The sequence below is a fragment of the Streptomyces sp. NPDC020875 genome (assembly GCF_040641415.1).
GTDB lineage: Bacteria > Actinomycetota > Actinomycetes > Streptomycetales > Streptomycetaceae > Streptomyces.
This window is the reverse complement of record NZ_JBFADP010000059.1, coordinates 1-17024: the sequence shown is the minus strand read 5'-3', so window position 1 is coordinate 17024 and position 17024 is coordinate 1. Positions and strand designations below refer to the sequence as shown.

14 protein-coding genes are annotated in these 17024 nt (G+C 72.6%); 10 read left to right on the top strand and 4 right to left on the bottom strand.

All coding sequences use genetic code 11. The annotated features are described in order from the left end of the window. Positions 1-106 precede the first annotated feature (106 nt). From AB0G74_RS28160 to AB0G74_RS28125, 8 genes are all read left to right on the top strand, one after another. The gene (locus AB0G74_RS28160; RefSeq protein WP_361151630.1) at positions 107-829 is read left to right on the top strand and encodes a gamma-glutamyl-gamma-aminobutyrate hydrolase family protein; all 723 of its coding nucleotides are present in this window, start codon (positions 107-109) and stop codon (positions 827-829) included. Next, positions 826-1575, top strand: coding sequence for an N-acetyltransferase (locus AB0G74_RS28155; protein WP_361151627.1), 750 nt, complete (start codon positions 826-828; stop codon positions 1573-1575). Before AB0G74_RS28160 ends, AB0G74_RS28155 begins: the two co-directional genes overlap by 4 nt. A 28-nt stretch (positions 1576-1603) precedes the next feature. After that, the gene (locus AB0G74_RS28150; protein ID WP_361151624.1) at positions 1604-3409 is read left to right on the top strand and encodes an FAD-dependent oxidoreductase; all 1806 of its coding nucleotides are present in this window, start codon (positions 1604-1606) and stop codon (positions 3407-3409) included. Positions 3410-3448: 39 nt separating this feature from the next. Continuing rightward, positions 3449-4906 carry a pyridoxal-dependent decarboxylase gene (locus tag AB0G74_RS28145; RefSeq protein ID WP_361151621.1) on the top strand — a complete coding sequence of 486 codons (1458 nt, stop codon included), beginning with the start codon at positions 3449-3451 and terminating at the stop codon, positions 4904-4906. A 166-nt stretch (positions 4907-5072) separates the two neighbouring features. Next, on the top strand, positions 5073-6077 hold the full coding sequence (locus AB0G74_RS28140; RefSeq protein WP_361151618.1) for a DMT family transporter: 1005 nt from the start codon (positions 5073-5075) through the stop codon (positions 6075-6077). A gap of 100 nt (positions 6078-6177) precedes the next feature. Further along, a complete protein-coding gene (locus tag AB0G74_RS28135) occupies positions 6178-6921 on the top strand; it encodes an NAD(P)H-binding protein (protein WP_361151615.1) in 744 nt (247 codons plus the stop codon). A 548-nt stretch (positions 6922-7469) separates the two neighbouring features. Further along, a complete protein-coding gene (locus AB0G74_RS28130; protein ID WP_361151612.1) occupies positions 7470-8801 on the top strand; it encodes an MFS transporter in 1332 nt (443 codons plus the stop codon). A gap of 48 nt (positions 8802-8849) precedes the next feature. Then, positions 8850-10016: an acetyl-CoA C-acyltransferase gene (locus AB0G74_RS28125; RefSeq protein ID WP_361151609.1), complete on the top strand. Its 1167-nt coding sequence runs from the start codon at positions 8850-8852 to the stop codon at positions 10014-10016. A gap of 73 nt (positions 10017-10089) precedes the next feature. On the opposite strand, the gene AB0G74_RS28120 is transcribed toward AB0G74_RS28125, so the two are convergent. Together AB0G74_RS28120 and AB0G74_RS28115 are read right to left on the bottom strand one after the other, a co-directional pair. Then, a complete protein-coding gene (locus AB0G74_RS28120; protein WP_361151606.1) occupies positions 10090-11247 on the bottom strand; it encodes an acyl-CoA dehydrogenase family protein in 1158 nt (385 codons plus the stop codon). A 92-nt stretch (positions 11248-11339) separates the two neighbouring features. Further along, a complete protein-coding gene (locus tag AB0G74_RS28115; RefSeq protein ID WP_361151603.1) occupies positions 11340-12164 on the bottom strand; it encodes an SDR family oxidoreductase in 825 nt (274 codons plus the stop codon). A gap of 131 nt (positions 12165-12295) precedes the next feature. Between AB0G74_RS28115 and AB0G74_RS28110 the strand changes: the two genes are divergently transcribed. After that, positions 12296-13462: a thiolase family protein gene (locus tag AB0G74_RS28110; RefSeq protein WP_361151600.1), complete on the top strand. Its 1167-nt coding sequence runs from the start codon at positions 12296-12298 to the stop codon at positions 13460-13462. Positions 13463-13467: 5 nt separating this feature from the next. Beyond that, positions 13468-14388 carry an acyl-CoA thioesterase II gene (locus tag AB0G74_RS28105; RefSeq protein ID WP_361151598.1) on the top strand — a complete coding sequence of 307 codons (921 nt, stop codon included), beginning with the start codon at positions 13468-13470 and terminating at the stop codon, positions 14386-14388. A 101-nt stretch (positions 14389-14489) separates the two neighbouring features. On the opposite strand, the gene AB0G74_RS28100 is transcribed toward AB0G74_RS28105, so the two are convergent. Together AB0G74_RS28100 and AB0G74_RS28095 are read right to left on the bottom strand one after the other, a co-directional pair. After that, positions 14490-15653 (bottom strand): CaiB/BaiF CoA-transferase family protein, encoded by a 1164-nt coding sequence (locus AB0G74_RS28100; RefSeq protein WP_361151595.1) that lies wholly within the window; start codon positions 15651-15653, stop codon positions 14490-14492. A gap of 92 nt (positions 15654-15745) precedes the next feature. Continuing rightward, on the bottom strand, positions 15746-16903 hold the full coding sequence (locus AB0G74_RS28095) for an acyl-CoA dehydrogenase family protein (protein ID WP_361151593.1): 1158 nt from the start codon (positions 16901-16903) through the stop codon (positions 15746-15748). Positions 16904-17024: the final 121 nt, after the last annotated feature.

The following is a 17024-nucleotide window of genomic DNA, read 5'->3' as shown; positions in this document are numbered from 1 at the left end:
ACATCCGTGTCATGTGGGGAGCCAGGCTCATGCACGCAGCTCAAACGGATCATTACCACTCCTGTCCCGGCCCGGCGGATATCCGTCGCCGCCCGGGCCGCCCGTCATGACCCCCCGTATCGGCATCACCGCCCGCTTTCGCCGGGAACAGCTCAGCCACTGTATTCACCGGGGATATGTCGACCAGGTGATACGCTCCGGCGGAATGCCGCTCGTCGTCCCGGGTACGGAAATCGCGCTCTGTGAACCCTATCTCGCCACCCTGGACGGGCTGTTGCTCACCGGCGGCGAGGACATCGACCCGGCGCACTGCACGGGCCCGGACCGGCAGGCCGATTATCCCTACCAGCCCGGACGTGATGTGTTCGAGCTGCGACTGGCCCGTTATGCCATGGATCGCGGAATCCCGGTTCTCGGTATTTGCCGCGGTGCCCAGATCCTCTATACGGCGACCGGTAATTCCCTGATCCCGCACATTCCCGACGTCAACGGAGGACTGGTCGCCCACCGCGCGTCCCGTACCGAATCCGTCCGGCACTCCGTCACCCTCGCCGAGGACAGCCGGGTCCACGCGGCCTACCGGGAGCGCGCGGTGAAGGTGACCTCGTACCACCACCAGGGCCTCGGGGAGCAGTCGCCGGGCGATGTGCGCTGGCGGGTCACGGCCACCGCCGACGATCTGCTGCCCGAGGCCGTCGAAGCGGAGGGGCACCGATGGACCGTCGGCGTGCTGTGGCATCCGGAACTCCCCGCCGACCCGGGCGGCCCGGACCCCGATCCGCTGATCGCGGCCTTCGTGACGGCGGCGGCGGTGACGGAGACGGGGTGACCTTCGAGGTGCGCCGGCTCGGCCCCGGTGACCTCCCCCTCCTGCTCGACCTCCAGCGGCGGGTCCACGGCGCCCTGGCCGACCCCTCGATCCTCCAGACCAGCACCCCCGAGTTCATCGCCTACTGCCTCGGCGGCGGGGGACGCTGCTACGGGGTACGGCACGGCGCCCGTACGGTGGCGTACCGGATCGTCTACTTTCCCCGGGACCGCCCGTTCAACCTGGCCCGGGACACCGCCATCGACCCCGCCGAACACCGGTACGTCGCCCACTGGGACACCGTCGCCGTACTGCCCGAACGGCGCGGCCACGGGCTGGCCGGGCTGATGAACACCCGGGCGCTCGCCGACCTGGCGGACACCGATATCCGCCACCTCCTCGCCACCAGCGCACCGGCGAACCCGCACGGGGTACGGACCCTGATGGCGGCCGGATTCCGGCCCGTGGACCTGGTCCGCAAATTCGGCGGCCGACTGCGGTTCCTGCTCTACCGGCCCGCGCCCGGCGCCGCCCCCGCCACCGGACCCCTCGGCCCCGCCGCCGGACCGACCGGCGCCGCCCCGGCGGCGGACGGGCCCGGTCCCGCGGCACCGGAGCGCGTGGTGGACTTCGCCGCCACCGCGGAACTGGCCCGCGCCTTCGCCGACGGCTGGACCGGCGCCGCCATGGAACCCGGCCGCGACGGCGCGTCCCCCCGGCTGCGCATGGTCCACCGCCCCCACCCCTTCGGCACCGTCCGGAACTGAACCGACCGCAAGAACAGGACCGCACGAGATGGAGATTCTGCTCACCAGCCCCCGACCGGACCTGGACACCACCGACTTCGCCCGGGCCGGGAACGTCGTCCACGCGCCGGAGCTGGATACTGCCCCCGCCGACCGGCTGCTGGCCGCCCTCCTCCGGCACGGCGCGACCGGACTGATCGGCTCCCGGCGCCCCGCCGGACCCCTGCTCGACCACTGGGAGCGGCAGGTACCCGGGGTGAAGTTCCTCGCCTACGAGACCGGGCCGCGAGTCCCGGGACCGGCCCGGACCGGCGGCATCGAGGAGTACCGCGGCGGCTCCGGCCTCGACGGGCTCGCCGCCGCCCTGGCCCGCTGCGAACGGCGCTTCACCCTCGCCCGCCCCCTGCCCGACCCCGGCGGACCCGCCGGCCGCCGGCGATTACCGGAGACCGTCCTCGTCGGCGCCGGGATCGTCAATCTGATCACCGCGATCACCCTGGTCGAGGCGGGCCACCGGGTGACCGTGATCGACCGCTCACCCGCCCCGGGACGGGCCCGCTGGGACGCGTACGGCTGCACCCACGCCGGGGACGACGCCCGGATGTTCACCTTCACGGAGATGGACAACTACAACAACCAGGACTTCCACGGCGGCCCGCCCGGGCACTTCCGCAGACTGATCGAGGACCACGGCTGGCTGGCCCGGGAGCCCGCCGGACTGACCGCCGCCGAACGGGCCTGGATCGACGAGTTCGAACGCGTACCGTCCTGGCTGGCCCGCGCCTACAACGAGGACGTCTTCACGCTCAGCGCCGAAGCCGCGGGGGAGTGGACCCGGCTCCGCCGCGACCGGCCCGAACTCTTCGACGGCGTCGTCCTCGCCGACGGCATCCTCCGGGTGTACTCCGACCCCGGCCACCTCGGGGCCGCTCTCGCCCGCCACCACGCCATCGGCGCCGTCCTCGCCGAACCCGGCCCCGCCCGGCTCGCCCGCGACACCCCGGCCCTCGCCCGCCCCCTCGCCGACGGCACCCTCGCGGGCGGCTTCCTCGTCCCCGGCTTCACCCTCAACGTCCACAAGTTCACCCGGCGGATCACCGCCTGGCTGCGGGGACACGGAGTCCGCTTCCACTGGAACACCCCCGTGGCGGGCGTACGGCGGGACGCTGACGGCACCGTCACCGGACTCGACTGCCCCCTGCCGATCCCGCCCGGCGCCCATCTCGTCGTCTCCCCGGGCGTCCCCGGCGACACCCTGCTGGCCCGCACCCCCTGCGAGGGGCGGATCCACGGCGTCCTGGGCGGCTGGACCCGGGTCGGCAACGACACCCCCGTACTACGGCACTCCCTCAAAGTGGGACGGCACGGCCATCTCACCGAGGATGCCAATGTGACCCTCGCCGTCGACGGCGCCGGACGAGACGTCCTCGTCGTCGGATCCGGCTACGGCTACACCGGCGCCGGAACCGAACCCGACCCGCGCCAACTGCGCGCCCTGCGCCGGGGCGTCCTCGACACCGCCGACCGGCTCTTCCCGGGCCGGGCGGCGCCCTACACCTCCGCCGACCCCCACGACGGCTACGCCTTCAAATACTGCGTACGGCCCTGGACCGCCACGTCCCTGGGCGTCCACCACACCGAACCGACCGCCGACGGCGGCCTGTTCGTCGTCACCGGCGGCCACAACACCGGCGGATTCGCCCAGTCGCCCGCCGTCGCCCGCGCCGTCCTGGCGTCGCTGCGCCGGGAGAGCCACCCGATGCACCGGCTCTACCACCCGGAGCGATTCACCGCCTTCGCCCCCGCGCCCCGGGCCCCCGAGACGACCCCGGCGGCCCCCCTGGCCGGCCGCTGACCGCCGCCCGGCGCGGCCCATCCGCGAGACGAGGACGCCATGCACACCGACCCCCCGCTCGACCCCGACTGGGACGAGTTCCGCGCCCTGGGCAAACGTATCGTCGACGAGCTGGCCGACCACCTCGCGGCCATCCGCGACCAGCCTGTCTGGCAGCCGGTTCCCGACACCGTCCGGGCCGGTTTCACCACCCCCCTGCCCACCGCGGGCCGCCCCATGGACGAGGTCTACGACGAGTTCCGGGACACGATCCTGCCGTTCCCCCGGGGCAATATCCACCCCCGCTTCTGGGGCTGGGCCAACGGCTCGGGCGTCCCCGTCGCCGCCCTCGGTGATCTGCTGGCCTCCCTGATCAACTGCACCCTGGGGTCCGGCGGCAACGCGGCCATGATGGTCGAGGAACAGGTGCTGGAGTGGCTGAAGCAGGCCATGGGCTGGCCCGCCACCGGCTCCGGAGTGCTCACCAGCGGCGCCTCGATGGGGCAGCTCACGGCACTGGCCGCCGCCCGCCAGGCGTGCGGCGCCGCCGACGTCCGCGGTGAGGGCGCCGTCCTCGGCGGCGTCCAGTACACCGTCTACGGCTCCGTCGAGACCCACCACTCCGTGGAGAAGGCGGTGGAACTCCTCGGCATCGGACGGCGCTTCCTCCGGCTCGTCCCGGTGGACGACGCCCACCGGATCGACATCGGCGCCCTGCGCCGTACCATCCGCGCCGACCGGGCGGCGGGACTGCGCCCGCTCTGCGTCGTGGGCAACGCGGGCACCGTCAACACCGGCGCCGTCGACCCGCTCGACCAACTCGGCGCCCTGGCCCGGCGCGAGGGCATGTGGTTCCACGTCGACGGCGCGTTCGGCGCCTTCGCCCAGCTCGTCCCCTCCCACCGGCCCTTGCTGGCCGGACTCGCCGAAGCCGACTCCCTCGTCCTCGACCTGCACAAATGGCTCTATATGCCGTTCGACGTCAGCTGTCTGCTGACCCGGGAGTCCGGCGTCCTGGAGGCCGCGTTCCGCTCCGGCGCCGACTACATCGCCCCCACCGAACAGGGCCCGTCGGCCTATCCGGTGGCCTTCTCCGACCGGGGCGTCGAACAGTCCCGCCGGTTCCGCGCCCTCAAGGTCTGGTTCGCCCTCAAGACGCACGGCGCCGACGCCTTCGCCGCGGCCCTCGCGGAGAACCTCGCCCAGACCGCGCACCTGGCCCGTCTGATCGACGCCGACGACCGGCTGGAACTGGTGTCCCGGGGCGACCTCAACGTGGTCTGCTTCCGCTACGTACGGCCCGGCGCCGACGTCCGGGAACTGGACCGGATCAACCGGACCGTCCTCGGCCGCCTCCAGACCCGGGGCCTGGCGATGCCCTCCCACACCCGGATCCGGGGCGCGTTCGTCATCCGGGTCGCCCACCACAACCACCGCTCCGAACCCGCCGACTTCGACTTCCTCGTCGACCAGGTACGACGGCTCGGCGACCGGGCGGTCCGGGACGGCGCGCCATGACCGGGCCGGAACGCGGACGGCGTGGGATCCCGGCCGTACCCCGGCCGGACGAGCATCATGTCCCCGGAAAGGGGTACCGGGCGCCGTAGCGGCGCGCGTACCCGCCGGACGCGGCCCCCCGAGGCGCGCCGGACCGGCGGGCGGAGCGGAGGGGAGGGACGTACCGATGACGCGTACGGCACCGGGCACCCCGGCCGTGGGACTCGCCGCCGCGCTCACGGCCACCGCGCTCTGGGGCTTCACCTTCCTCGGCCCCGCCGCCGTCGCCCCCGTCAACGTCTACGCCCTCGTCGTCGGCCGCTACGCCGTCTTCGGAGTGCTCTCCCTGGCCGTACTGCTGACCCGCCGCCACCGGATCCGGGCGCTCGACGGCCGCTCCGTCCTGGCCGCCCTGCACCTCGGTGTCGTCGGCTACATCGGCTTCTATCTGCTGCTGGCGCTCTCCGCCGAGGCGGGTGGCAGCGTCCTGGCCGCCACCCTCACCGGACTGATCCCGCTGATGGTGGCGGTGGTCTCCAACGCGCTGGAACGGGTACTGCCGTGGCGCGCCCTCGCCGTGCCCGTCCTGCTGACCTCCGCCGGGCTGCTGCTGGTCAACGGCGGCGCGCCGAGCGGCGGCACGGGAGGCCCGGGACCCGCCGCCGGGGTGGCCCTCGGGGTGCTGGCGAGCGCCGCGTGGTCGTACTTCGTGATCGTCAACCACCGGCTGCTCGGGCGCCGGACGACGGTCGACAGTACGACGTGGACGGCGCTGATCGGCCTCGGCGCCTTCGCCGGATCGCTGGTCCTGGTACCGGTCGCGGCCACCGCGGGCGGCCCGGCACCGTTCTCGGACGCCGCCGTGTTCGTCCCGTTCCTGCTCTGGTGCGCGGCGATCGCCGTCCTGGGCTCCTGGTGCGCCACCTGGTTCTGGAACATCGCCTCCCGCCGGCTGCCCGCGGCCGTCATGGGTCCGGTGATCGCCATGGAGGCGGTCTTCGGCGCGGCCTTCAACCTGCTGTGGGCGGGCCGGACCCCCACCTTCCACGAACTGTGGGGCGGGGCCCTGGTGGTCGCCGGGGTCCTGCTCGGCTCCGTCCTCTTCCACCGCGCGGGCCGCGCCCGGAGCCCGGCCGGGCCCGCCGGGCTCCGCGACGCCCGTGAGGAGCCGTCGGGCACGGGCCGGGGCTGACGGCGGCGGTCCCGGCCGGACCCGGCCCGGAACGGCGGTGATATCCGCCCGCCGACGGCCCCGGCGATAGGGTGCGCGGATCGAACCGGAGGAGGAACACATGCGGATCGCCGTGGCCGGGGCCACCGGCAACATCGGCAGGCTCACCGTTGCCGCGCTGGACCGGAACGGGCACGAGGTCGTCGGGATCAGCCGCTCGCTCGGTGTCGACCTGGTGACGGGCGAGGGGCTCGACGCCGCGCTGACCGGGGTCGAAGCGGTCGTCGACGCCACCAACAACCCGCCCGGTGAGCGGGAGGGGGCGGTGGGGTATCTGGGCACAGCCACCCGCAATCTGCTCGCCGCCGGTGCGAGGGCCGGGGTCCGGCACCATGTGCTGCTGTCGATCGCGGCGGCGGCCCGGGTGGACGGCAACGCGCACTACGCGGGCAAGCGGGAGCAGGAGCGGCTGGTCGCCGAAGGGCCGGTGCCGTGGACGATCGTGCCCGCCACCCAGTTCCACGACTTCGCCGAGATGGTGGCGGGTTGGAGCGAACGGGACGGGGTCGCCACCATCGCCCCGCTGCTCGTCCAGCCGGTCGCCCCCGCCGATGTCGCCGACGTACTCGCGGAACTCGCCGCGGGCGAACCGAAGGGCCGCTACCCGGACCTGGCCGGGCCCGACACCCACGACCTGGTCGACATGGCCCGCCGCACCCACCGGGCCCGGGGCCGTTCGGTGAAGCTCGTCCCCACCTGGTCCGGGATCTTCGGCCCCGCGATGGCCGGAGACGTCCTGCTGCCCGCCGGAGGCGCCCGGATCGCGCCGACCACCTTCGAAGCCTGGCTCGACCAGCAGCGCTGAACCGACGGCGGCCCGCCGCTCCCGGCGGCGCGGCGAGCCGCCGACTCCCTCCCCGCGAGGTACGGAACACCGGACCCGGTGGCGCCGGGGCGCGAAGCGCCCGGCCGCCCGTCCCGGCCCGTCTTGCCCGCCGGGCGTCCGCCCTCCCGGGCGGCACTCTGCGCCGACGTCTCCCGTCCGTCCTCCGCCGCTGCCGTCCCGCCGCCCCGCGGTCGGCGTGTCCGCCGTACGGCCCCGGGTCCGGGCACGCCGTCGCCGTGGTGACGGCCCGGCCGGGGTCGGGCGCGCCGGAGCCGACGTACTCCCACGCACTCCCCGTTTGCTCGTCCTGGAGTCGTCCCCGAGGGCGCCCACAACGGCGATGTGAATATCAACTAACTCTCGATTTTGTTGGTGGCGAAGGATAAACCCGTGTCAGAAGGCTTGTTCTGACCTACATGTGATGCTTCTCTTTCATTCAGGCGAGGGCGTCGTCGGTGGGGACGGCTGCCCGTGGCGCCGTCGGGCCTGCCGTGCCGCCCCCTTCCCGCCTGTTCCGAGGGAGACCCATGACCATCGAAGTGGATCGCACCGCCGAACCCGGTTCCGAGGGGCGCGGCACATCGGCAAGCCGGTCGGCCGAGCGCCGGGGCTGGTTCGTCGTCTGGGCGCTGGTTCTGGTCCTGGTGATGAACTACGCCGACAAGATCGTCACCAATATCGCCGGGCCCGCGATCATGAAGGACCTCGGTATCGGCGAGAGCCGGTTCGGCGTCATCCAGGCCAGTTTCTTCGCGCTCTTCGCCGTCGGGGGCATCCTCGGCGGCTGGCTGATGACCCGGATGCGCCCCTGGATCCTGCTGCTCGTGATCATGGTGATCTGGTCGCTCAGCCTGCTGCCCATGGGGTGGCAGGTCGGCTTCGGCACCATCGTGGCGATGCGGGTCCTCCTCGGCTTCGCCGAGGGGCCGACCACGGCCATCGCCATGCATATCGCCCATAGCTGGTTCCCGCCCGAGAAGCGGGCCCTGCCCAGCTCGGTGGTGATCGCGGGGGCCAATGTGGGCGCGGTGATCGGCGCCCCGACCCTCACCTGGATCGTCAGCGACTACTCCTGGCACGCAGCGTTCATCGCCCTGGCGGTGGCCGGTGCCGTGGTGACCCTGATCTGGCTGGTCGTCGGCCGCGAGGGCGACGAGGACGCGGTACGCGGCCACGGCGGCACCGGCGTCCTGCCCCGCCGGGTCCCCCTGCGCAAGGCGCTCACCACCGGCTCGGTGATCGGCATCACCGTGATGTTCTTCGCCGCCTACGCCTCCACATCCCTCAAGGTCACCTGGCTCAAGCCCTATCTGGAGCAGGGGCTCGGCTACGGTGACAAGACCGCCGGGAATCTGACGGCGCTGCCCTATCTCGGCGGCATGATCGCCGTGATCGCCGTCGGCTTCGCCTCCGGGGCCATGACCCGGCGGGGGGTCAGCAGCCGGCTCTCCCGGGGTGTGCTGGGGGCGTCCCTGGTGATCGCCTCCGGACTGCTCCACCTGGCCTGGGCGCCGCTGGACGCGGGGGTGCCGCATATGGTCCTGCTGGTGCTCAGCGCCTGTATGGGCTCGGCCGGTTACGGTGCCACCTTCGCCGCCATCAGCGATGTCGCCCCGGTCGAGCAGCGCGGCGTGGTGCTCTCCGTCATCACGGCGGTCTTCAGTCTGGGCGGCTTCCTGGCCCCGCTGGTGCTCGGCGGCATCGTGGAGAACGCGGCCAGCAAGGCCGCCGGATACACCACCGGCTTCACCCTGGTCGGGGTGGCGCTGATCATCGGCGGGGTGGTCGGACTGCTGCTGATCGACCCGGAGCGGGACGCCGTGAAACTCGCCGCCGTCGCTGCCGCCGCCGAGAAGTGACGGCATTCGCCGCCGTCGGGAAACCGGACCCGAGGAGATCGGAACACCATGCGTGACGCGGTGATCGTCGAAGCCGTACGCACCCCCGTGGGCAAGCGCGCGGGAGCGCTCTCCGGGATCCACCCGGTGGATCTGTCGGCCCTGGTGCTGACGGAGCTGGCCCGGCGGACCGGACTGGAACCCGGCCTGGTGGACGACGTGGTCTGGGGCTGTGTCACCCAGATCGGTGAGCAGGCGTCCAATGTCGGCCGGTCCGCGGTGCTGGCGGCGGGCTGGCCGGAGGAGGTCCCCGGGGTGACGGTGGACCGGGCCTGCGGCTCCTCGCAGCAGGCGGTGCACTTTGCCGCCGGTCTGGTGATCGCGGGGCAGTACGACATCGTGGTCGCGGGTGGCGTGGAGTCGATGAGCCGGGTCCCGATCGGCGCCGCGCGGAACGCGGTGGAGTACGGCCGCCCCTTCGGCCCCGCCGTACGGCGCCGTTACGGCGTCGAGGAGTTCAGCCAGGGCCGGGGCGCGGAACTGATCGCCGAACGGTACGGCTTCGGCCGGACGGAGCTCGACGAACTAGCCCTGGCGTCGCACGAGAAGGCCGCGAGGGCGACCGCCGAGGGGCGGTTCCGCGACCAGATCGTCCCGGTCGCCGTCCGGGCCGGGGACGGCGGGGAGCGGCTGGTCACCGCCGACGAGGGGATCAGGACCGGCTCCACGACGGCCCTGCTGGCCGCTCTGAAGACCCCGTTCAAGGAGGACGGGGTGATCACCGCGGCCAACTCCTCGCAGATCTCGGACGGCGCGGCGGCCCTGCTGATCACCACCTCGGAGATCGCCGCCCGGCACGGCTGGCGCCCGCTCGCCCGGGTGCGTACGGCCGTACTCGCCGGTGGCGACCCGGTGACGATGGCGCTGGCACCGATCCCGGCCACCGCCGAGGCACTGAAGAAGGCCGGCCTGTCGATCGGCGACATCGGGGCGTACGAGATCAACGAGGCGTTCGCGCCCGTACCGGCGGCCTGGCTCCGGGAGACCGGCGCGGATCCCGCCCGGCTCAACCCCCACGGCGGCGCGATGGCGCTCGGCCATCCGCTGGGGGCCTCCGGCGCCCGGCTGATGACGACCCTGGTCCACCATATGCGCGACCACGGCATCCGCTACGGGCTCCAGGCGATGTGCGAGGCGGGCGGGCTGGCCAACGCGACCGTACTCGAACGGCTCTGACACCGGTCCACGAGCGGTCCTTCGACCGCGAGACTGCCCCCCTTCGGCCTTCCCCCGCGCGGTCAGAACCGGCTCACAGCCCCAGGTCCTTGGCGATGATCGTCTTCATCACCTCGGAGGTACCGCCGTAGATCCGGGACACCCGGGTGTCCGCGTAGAGGCGGGCGATCGGATACTCCGTCATATACCCGTAGCCGCCGTGCAGCTGGAGGCAGGCGTCCACGACCCGGCCCGCCACCTCCGTACCGAAGAGCTTGATCCGGGCCGCCTCGGCGGCGGTCAGCTCCCCGGCGTCGTCGAGTTCGACGCCCCGGTCGGCCAGCGCCTCCGCCGCCCGGAACTCGGCCTCGCAGGAGGCCAGCACGAACCGGGTGTTCTGGAGGGAGGCCAGGGGCGTTCCGAAGACCCGGCGCCCGGTGACGTACTCCCGGGTGAACCGGAGGGCGGCCCGCGCCTGGGCGACCCCGGCCACCCCGATGGAGAGCCGTTCGCGCGGCAGATTCCGGGAGAGATGGCCGAAGGCCCGCCCCTCGTCGCCGAGCCGGTTCGCCACCGGCACCCGGACGTCGGTGAAGGAGAGTTCGGCGGTGTCCATGCTGTGCCGGCCGATCTTGGCCAGTTTCCGGCCGACCGCGAACCCGGGCGATGCGGACTCCACACAGAGGATCGTCAGCCCCGCCCGGCGGTCCGCCGGATCGTACGGTGAGGTACGGCAGACCACCAGGACCAGATCGGCCACCGCGCCGCCGGTGATGAAGGTCTTGGCGCCGTTGAGTACGTAGTGCCCGCCGTCCGCCGAGAGCCGGGCCGTGGTGCGGATGCCCGCCAGATCGGATCCGGTTCCCGGTTCGGTCATGGCGATGGCCAGCAGAATGTCCCCGGCGGCACAGCCGGGCAGCCAGCGGGCCCGCTGCTCGTCGTTCGCCAGACCCAGCAGATACGGCAGCACCACCCCGGTGTTGACGTGGTGGTGGCCGATCGAGGCACCGGCCAGGGCCACCTCCTCGTGGATCACCGCCTGGTACCGGTAGCTCGTCGGCCCGAGGCCGCCGTACTCCTCGGGGATGTCGAAGCCGAGGGCGCCGAGCCGCGCCAGGCCCTTGAAGACCGAGCGGGGGACCTGCCCGGCCGCCTCCCATTCGTGGATGTACGGAACGGCCTCCCGGGCGATGAAGGCCCGGATCGAGCTCCGGAACGCTTCGTGCTCCGGGGCGTAGAGGGTGCGTTTCACGGGCTGTCCTTCACGGGCTGTCCTTGACGGGTTGACGGGTGAACTTCACGGGACGAACTGGCGGGTGTCGTTCGCGGGCCGTCCGGTACGGGTCAGACGCGGCCGCCGTCGACGACCAGGCACTGGCCGGAGACGTAGTCGGTCTCGGGGAGGCAGAGCGCGTAGACGGCGCCCGCGGCCTCCTCCGGGGTGCCGGGGCGGCCCAGTGGGATGATCCGGGAGGCCATCGCCGCCTTCTCCGGGTTGAGACCGACCTTGATCTCCCGGCCGTCGATGGTGAGGGTGGCGTTGTCGGCGGCGGTGACCTCGGTCATCCGGGTGAGGACGAAGCCGAAGGCGACGGCGTTGACATTGACCTTGTAGCGGCCCCACTCCTTGGCCAGGGTCTTGGTCAGCCCGATCAGCCCCGCCTTGGCGGCGGCGTAGTTCACCTGCCCGAGATTGCCGTAGTAGCCGCTGGTCGAGGAGATGTTGACGACCTTGCGGTGGTAGTCCACCGGATGGGCCCTGAAGTAGGGCTGGGCCGCCCGCAGAATCGTGAACGACGCGGTCAGATGGACGTCGAGGACGGTGTGCCACTGCTCGTCGGTCATCTTCTGGATGACGGTGTCCCAGGTGTAACCGGCGTTGTTGACGACGATGTCGAGGCCGCCGAAGGTGTCGACGGCCGTCCCCGTGAAGCGTTCGGCGAAGCCCTCGCCGGTGACCGAACCGACACAGGCCACCGCCTGCCCGCCCGCCCGCTCGATCGCGGTGACGGTCTCGGCGGCGGGCGCCGCGTCGAGGTCGTTGACGACGACCTTGGCGCCCTCACCCGCCAGTTTGAGGGCGATGGCCCGTCCGATGCCCCGCCCCGAGCCGGAGACGATCGCGACCCTGCCGTCCATGGTTCCCATGCCGCACTGCCCTTCGCTCACCGAGCTATCTCAATGGTTGGTTATGTAGGATTCACTTTTTAGGTGAACATTACTGGTGTCAAGAAGGATCGATGGTTAGTTTGTGTGAGGAAACATTCGCTACGGCTGATCGATCGGCAAGGAGATCCCCCATGCGTGACGCAGTCATCGTGGACGCGGTGCGAACCGCGGTCGGCAAGCGGAACGGGTCGCTCGCGCGGCAGCACTCGGCCTCCCTCTCGGCCCACGTACTGAACGCCCTGGTCCGGCGGACCGGTCTCGACCCGGTCGAGGTCGACGACGTGATCTGGGGGTGCGCGGGCGCCGTCGGCATGCAGACCGGCTGCGTCGGCCGGGCCGCCGTCCTCGCCGCCGACTGGCCCGAGTCGGTGCCCGGCGTCACCGTCGACCGGCAGTGCGGCTCCTCGCAGCAGGCCGTCCACCAGGCCGCCGCCGGGGTGATCAGCGGCCAGTACGACATCGCGGTGGCCGGTGGTGTGGAGATCATGAGCCGGATCCCGCTCGGCACCACCCGCCTCGACGGCAGCTTCGGCGAACCCTTCGGCCCCGACGTCCTGCGGCGCTACGGCGGCGTCCGGTTCAACCAGGGCAGGGGCGCCCAGCTGATAGCCGACGAGTACGGCATCACCAGGACCGAGATGGACCAGCACGGCCTGGACTCCCACGAGCGCGCCGCCCGCGCCGTCGACGAGGGCCGCTTCACCGGCCAGATCGCGCCGGTCACCGTCACGGGGCCCGACGGCGCCGAGCGGATCTTCGACACCGACGAGGGCATCCGCCGCGGCTCCACCCTCGGGACCCTGGCCGGGCTCGAGCCCGCCTTCGGCACGGACGGCACGATCACCGCGGGCAACGCCTCCCAGGTCTCCGACGGCACCGCGGCGCTGCTCGTCACCACCTCCGAGACCGCCCGCGCCCACGGCTGGACGCCGATGGCCCGGATCCATACCGCGGTCCTGGCCGGAACCGATCCCGTGACCATGCTCAAGGGGCCGATCCCCGCCACCGCCAAGGCCCTGAAGAAGGCCGGTCTCTCGATCGGCGACATCGGCGCCTTCGAGATCAACGAGGCGTTCGCCTCGGTCACCCTGGCCTGGCTGCGGGAGACCGGCGCCGACTACGCCACGATGAACCCGCTCGGCGGCGCGATGGCGATCGGCCACCCCATCGGCGGCTCCGGCGCCCGGCTGATGACGACCCTCGTCCACCATATGCGGGACAACGGCATCCGCTACGGGCTCCAGTCGATGTGCGAGGGCGGCGGCATGGCCAACGCCACGATCCTCGAACTCCTCTGACCCGGATGGACATCGCCTCCGGCCCCGCCGCCGAACGGATCGCCCCGCCGTCCGGCCCGCCCGCGTCCGGCCCCGGTCATCTCCCCGGCTTCCTCGCCCTGGAACGGCTGGACCGCGATCTGTTCCGGGGGTGGTGCCACGCGGGTCTGCCCCGGCGCGCCTTCGGCGGACAGGTCGCGGCCCAGGCGCTGACCGCCGCGGGCGGCACCGTACCGGCCGAACGACGGGTGCACTCCCTGCACGGCTACTTCCTGCGCGGCGGGGACCCCGCCCGGCCCATCGTCTACGAGGTGGAACGGCCCAGGGACGGCCGCAGCTATACGTCCCGCCGGGTGACCGCCGTCCAAGGCGGCGAGGTGATCTTCACCCTCTCCGCCTCGTTCAAGCTGCCCGAGGAGACCCCGGAACGGCACCCGGCCGTGCCGCCGACGACCCCGCCCGACGGGTTGCCGAGCGCGTTCCGCAACTGGGCCGAGCGCGACCCCGAGGGGTTCGGGCGGTTCGAAATCGGCCGGGTCCTCGACGTCCGGGTCGCCCCGGTGACCTGGGCCCGACACGAAGGGGAGACCGAACAGCGGCTCTGGATCCGCTCCGTCGAGCGACTGCCCGACGAACCCCTGGCGCATATGTGCGCCCTCACCTACGCATCGGATCTGATGCTGGCGCCCGTCGCGGCGCTCGACGTGGAGACCCCCGGGCCGCTGCGCGAGGGCCCCGGCAGCTATCGGTCGTATCTGGCCTCCCTCGACCACGCCGTCTGGTTCCACCGGCCCTTCCGGGCGGATGAGTGGCTGCTGGTGGTCCAGCGGGGCCCGTCGGCGGGCGACGGCCGGGGGCTGGTCCACGGGGAGTTCTGGGACCGGGACGGCGGTCTGGTGGCGTCCGTGGTGCAGGAGACGGTGCTGCGCCCCGGCAGACGCTCCTGACGGCCGGAGCCACCGGAAAGGGTCTCGGGAAAGGGGGGTGGGGCACGGACCGCGTGCCCCACCCCCCTTTCCCGAGCCGTACGGACCGTACGGACGACTCGTCAGCCGACCACGCCCCCGGCCCGCAGCTCCGCCAGCTCACCCGCGCCGATCCCCAGCTCCGCCAGGACCTCGTCGGTCTGGCCGCCGGTCGGTCCGGCCGGGCGCGGCTCGGCCGCCGGCGTGCCCAGGAACCGGGGCGCGGTACCCGGCTCGGGATGGCCGTCGGCGGTCAGCCGGTACGTGCCCCGGGCGGCGTTGTGCGGATGCCGCGCGGCCTCGGTCCAGTCGAGTACCGGTGTCACACAGCTCTCGGTCCCCTCGAAGTCGGCGGCCCACGCGTCCCGGGGCCGGGTGGCGAACAGCTCCGCCAGCCGGGCGGCCATCCGCGGCCAGGCCGCGCGGTCGTGCTGCTTCGCGAACAGCGGATCGTCCGTGAGGCCGAGGACGCGCAGGGTCTCGGCCCAGAACTGCGGCTCCACACAGCCGACCGCCAGATGGGCGCCGTCGGCGCAGCGGTACGTACGGTAGAAGGGCGCGGCCCCGTCGAAGAGGTTCCGCTCCCGGCCCTCGGTCCAGCGGCCGGTCCGCAACAGCCCCTGGAGCAGGGCGAGCTGGATCGCGGTGCCGTCGGTCATCGCCGCGTCCACCACCTGGCCCCGGCCGGTGACCTTCGCCGAGTACAGGGCGGCGGCGATCCCGAGGGCGAGCAGCATCCCGCCGCCGCCCATGTCGCCGAAGAGGTTCAGCGGGACGACGGGGTCCCCGTCGGCCGGGCCGACCTGGGCCAGGGCGCCCGCGACGGCGATGTAGTTGATGTCGTGGCCCGGCGCCTGGGCGAGCGGACCGTCCTGGCCCCAGCCGGTCATCCGCCCGTACACCAGCCGGGGGTTGCGCGGCAGACAGACACCGGGCCCGAGGCCGAGGCGTTCGGTCACCCCGGGCCGGAAGCCCTCGATCAGCGCGTCGGCGCCGTCGGCCAGCCGCAGGACGAGATCGACGCCCCGGGGGTCCTTGAGGTCGGCGGTGACGGAGCGGCGGCCCCGGTGCAGGATCGGATGGCCCGAGGGGCGGCCGTGTTCGGCGGGCCGGTCGACCCGGATCACCTCGGCGCCGAGGTCGGCGAGGATCATCCCGGCGAACGGCCCGGGGCCGATTCCGCCGAGTTCGATCACCCGGACGCCCGCGAGCGGGCCCGCGGGCGCGGAAGCTGTGGTGCTGGTCATGGCGGCGGTTCCTTCGACGGGGGAGGGCCGGAAGACGGCCGCGCGTGGCGGCTCGGGGGAGCGGCCACGCGCGGCGGGTGAAGGGGAGGAGGTCAGAGCCCGAGGTCCTTGGCGATGATGGTCTTCATGACCTCGGAGGTGCCGCCGTAGATCCGGTTGACCCGGGTGTCGGCGTAGAGCCGGGCGATCGGGTACTCCAGCATGTAGCCGTAGCCGCCGTGCAGCTGGAGGCATTTGTCGATGACCCGGCCCGCGACCTCGGTGGCGAAGAGCTTGATCTTCGCCGCGTCGGCGGGCGTCAGCTCGCCCGCGTCGTCGAACTCGATGCCCTTGTCGACCATGGCCTGGAGGGCCGCGACCTCGGTCGCGCACTCGGCCAGGACGAACTTGGTGTTCTGGAAGGCGGCCACCGGCTGCCCGAAGACCTTCCGCTCCTGGACGTACTCCTTGGCGAAGGCGATCGCGGCGGTGGCGTTGGCGGTCGCGCCGACACTGATCGACAGCCGCTCGCGGGGCAGGTTGCGGCCGAGGTAGGAGAAGCCCTTGTCCTGCTCGCCGAGGAGGTTCTCCACCGGCACCCGGACATCGGTGAAGGAGAGTTCGGAGGTGTCGGAGGAGCGCAGACCGATCTTCTCCAGCTTGCGGCCGTACTCGAAGCCCTCCGAGTCCGTGGGAACGACGAAGAGACTCAGCCCGTGCCGGCGGTCCTTTGGGGTGGCGGGGGAGGTACGGGCGGCGACCACGCACAGTTCGGAGTTGCGGGCCCCGGTGATGAAGGTCTTGGAGCCGTTGAGGACGTAGTGCGTACCGTCGTCGGAGAGCTTCGCGGTGGTCCGGATCCCCGCCAGATCGGACCCGGTCCCGGGTTCGGTCATCGCCACACAGAGCATCAGGTCGCCCGAGGCGATCCCGGGCAGCCAGCGCTTCTTCTGGTCGTCGTCGGCCAGGTCGAGCAGATAGGGCAGGACGATCCCGGTGGAGACGTTGTAGTGGCCGAAGGAGACCGCGGCACGGGCGCACTCCTCGGTGATGACGGCCTGGTACTTGTAGCTGGTGGTGCCGCTGCCGCCGTACTCCTCGGGGATGTCGAAGCCCATCAGCCCGAGTTCGGCCAGCTTGCGGTAGAAGTCGCGGTCGACGAGGTTCTCCCGCTCCCAGCGTTCGAAGTGGGGCCGGGCCTCCTTGGCGATGAAGTCCCGGATCACGGCCCGGAACGCCTCGTGCTCCTCGGTGTAGATGCTGCGCTTCATGATTCGTCCCTGACGACGTGGTGGGCGGGGGATGGTGGCCCCCGGGGGCCTTGGGCAGGGTGGCCCGGCGCAGTCCGGGGACGGCCAGGGCGACGGCCGCGGCGGCGGCGATACAGACGGC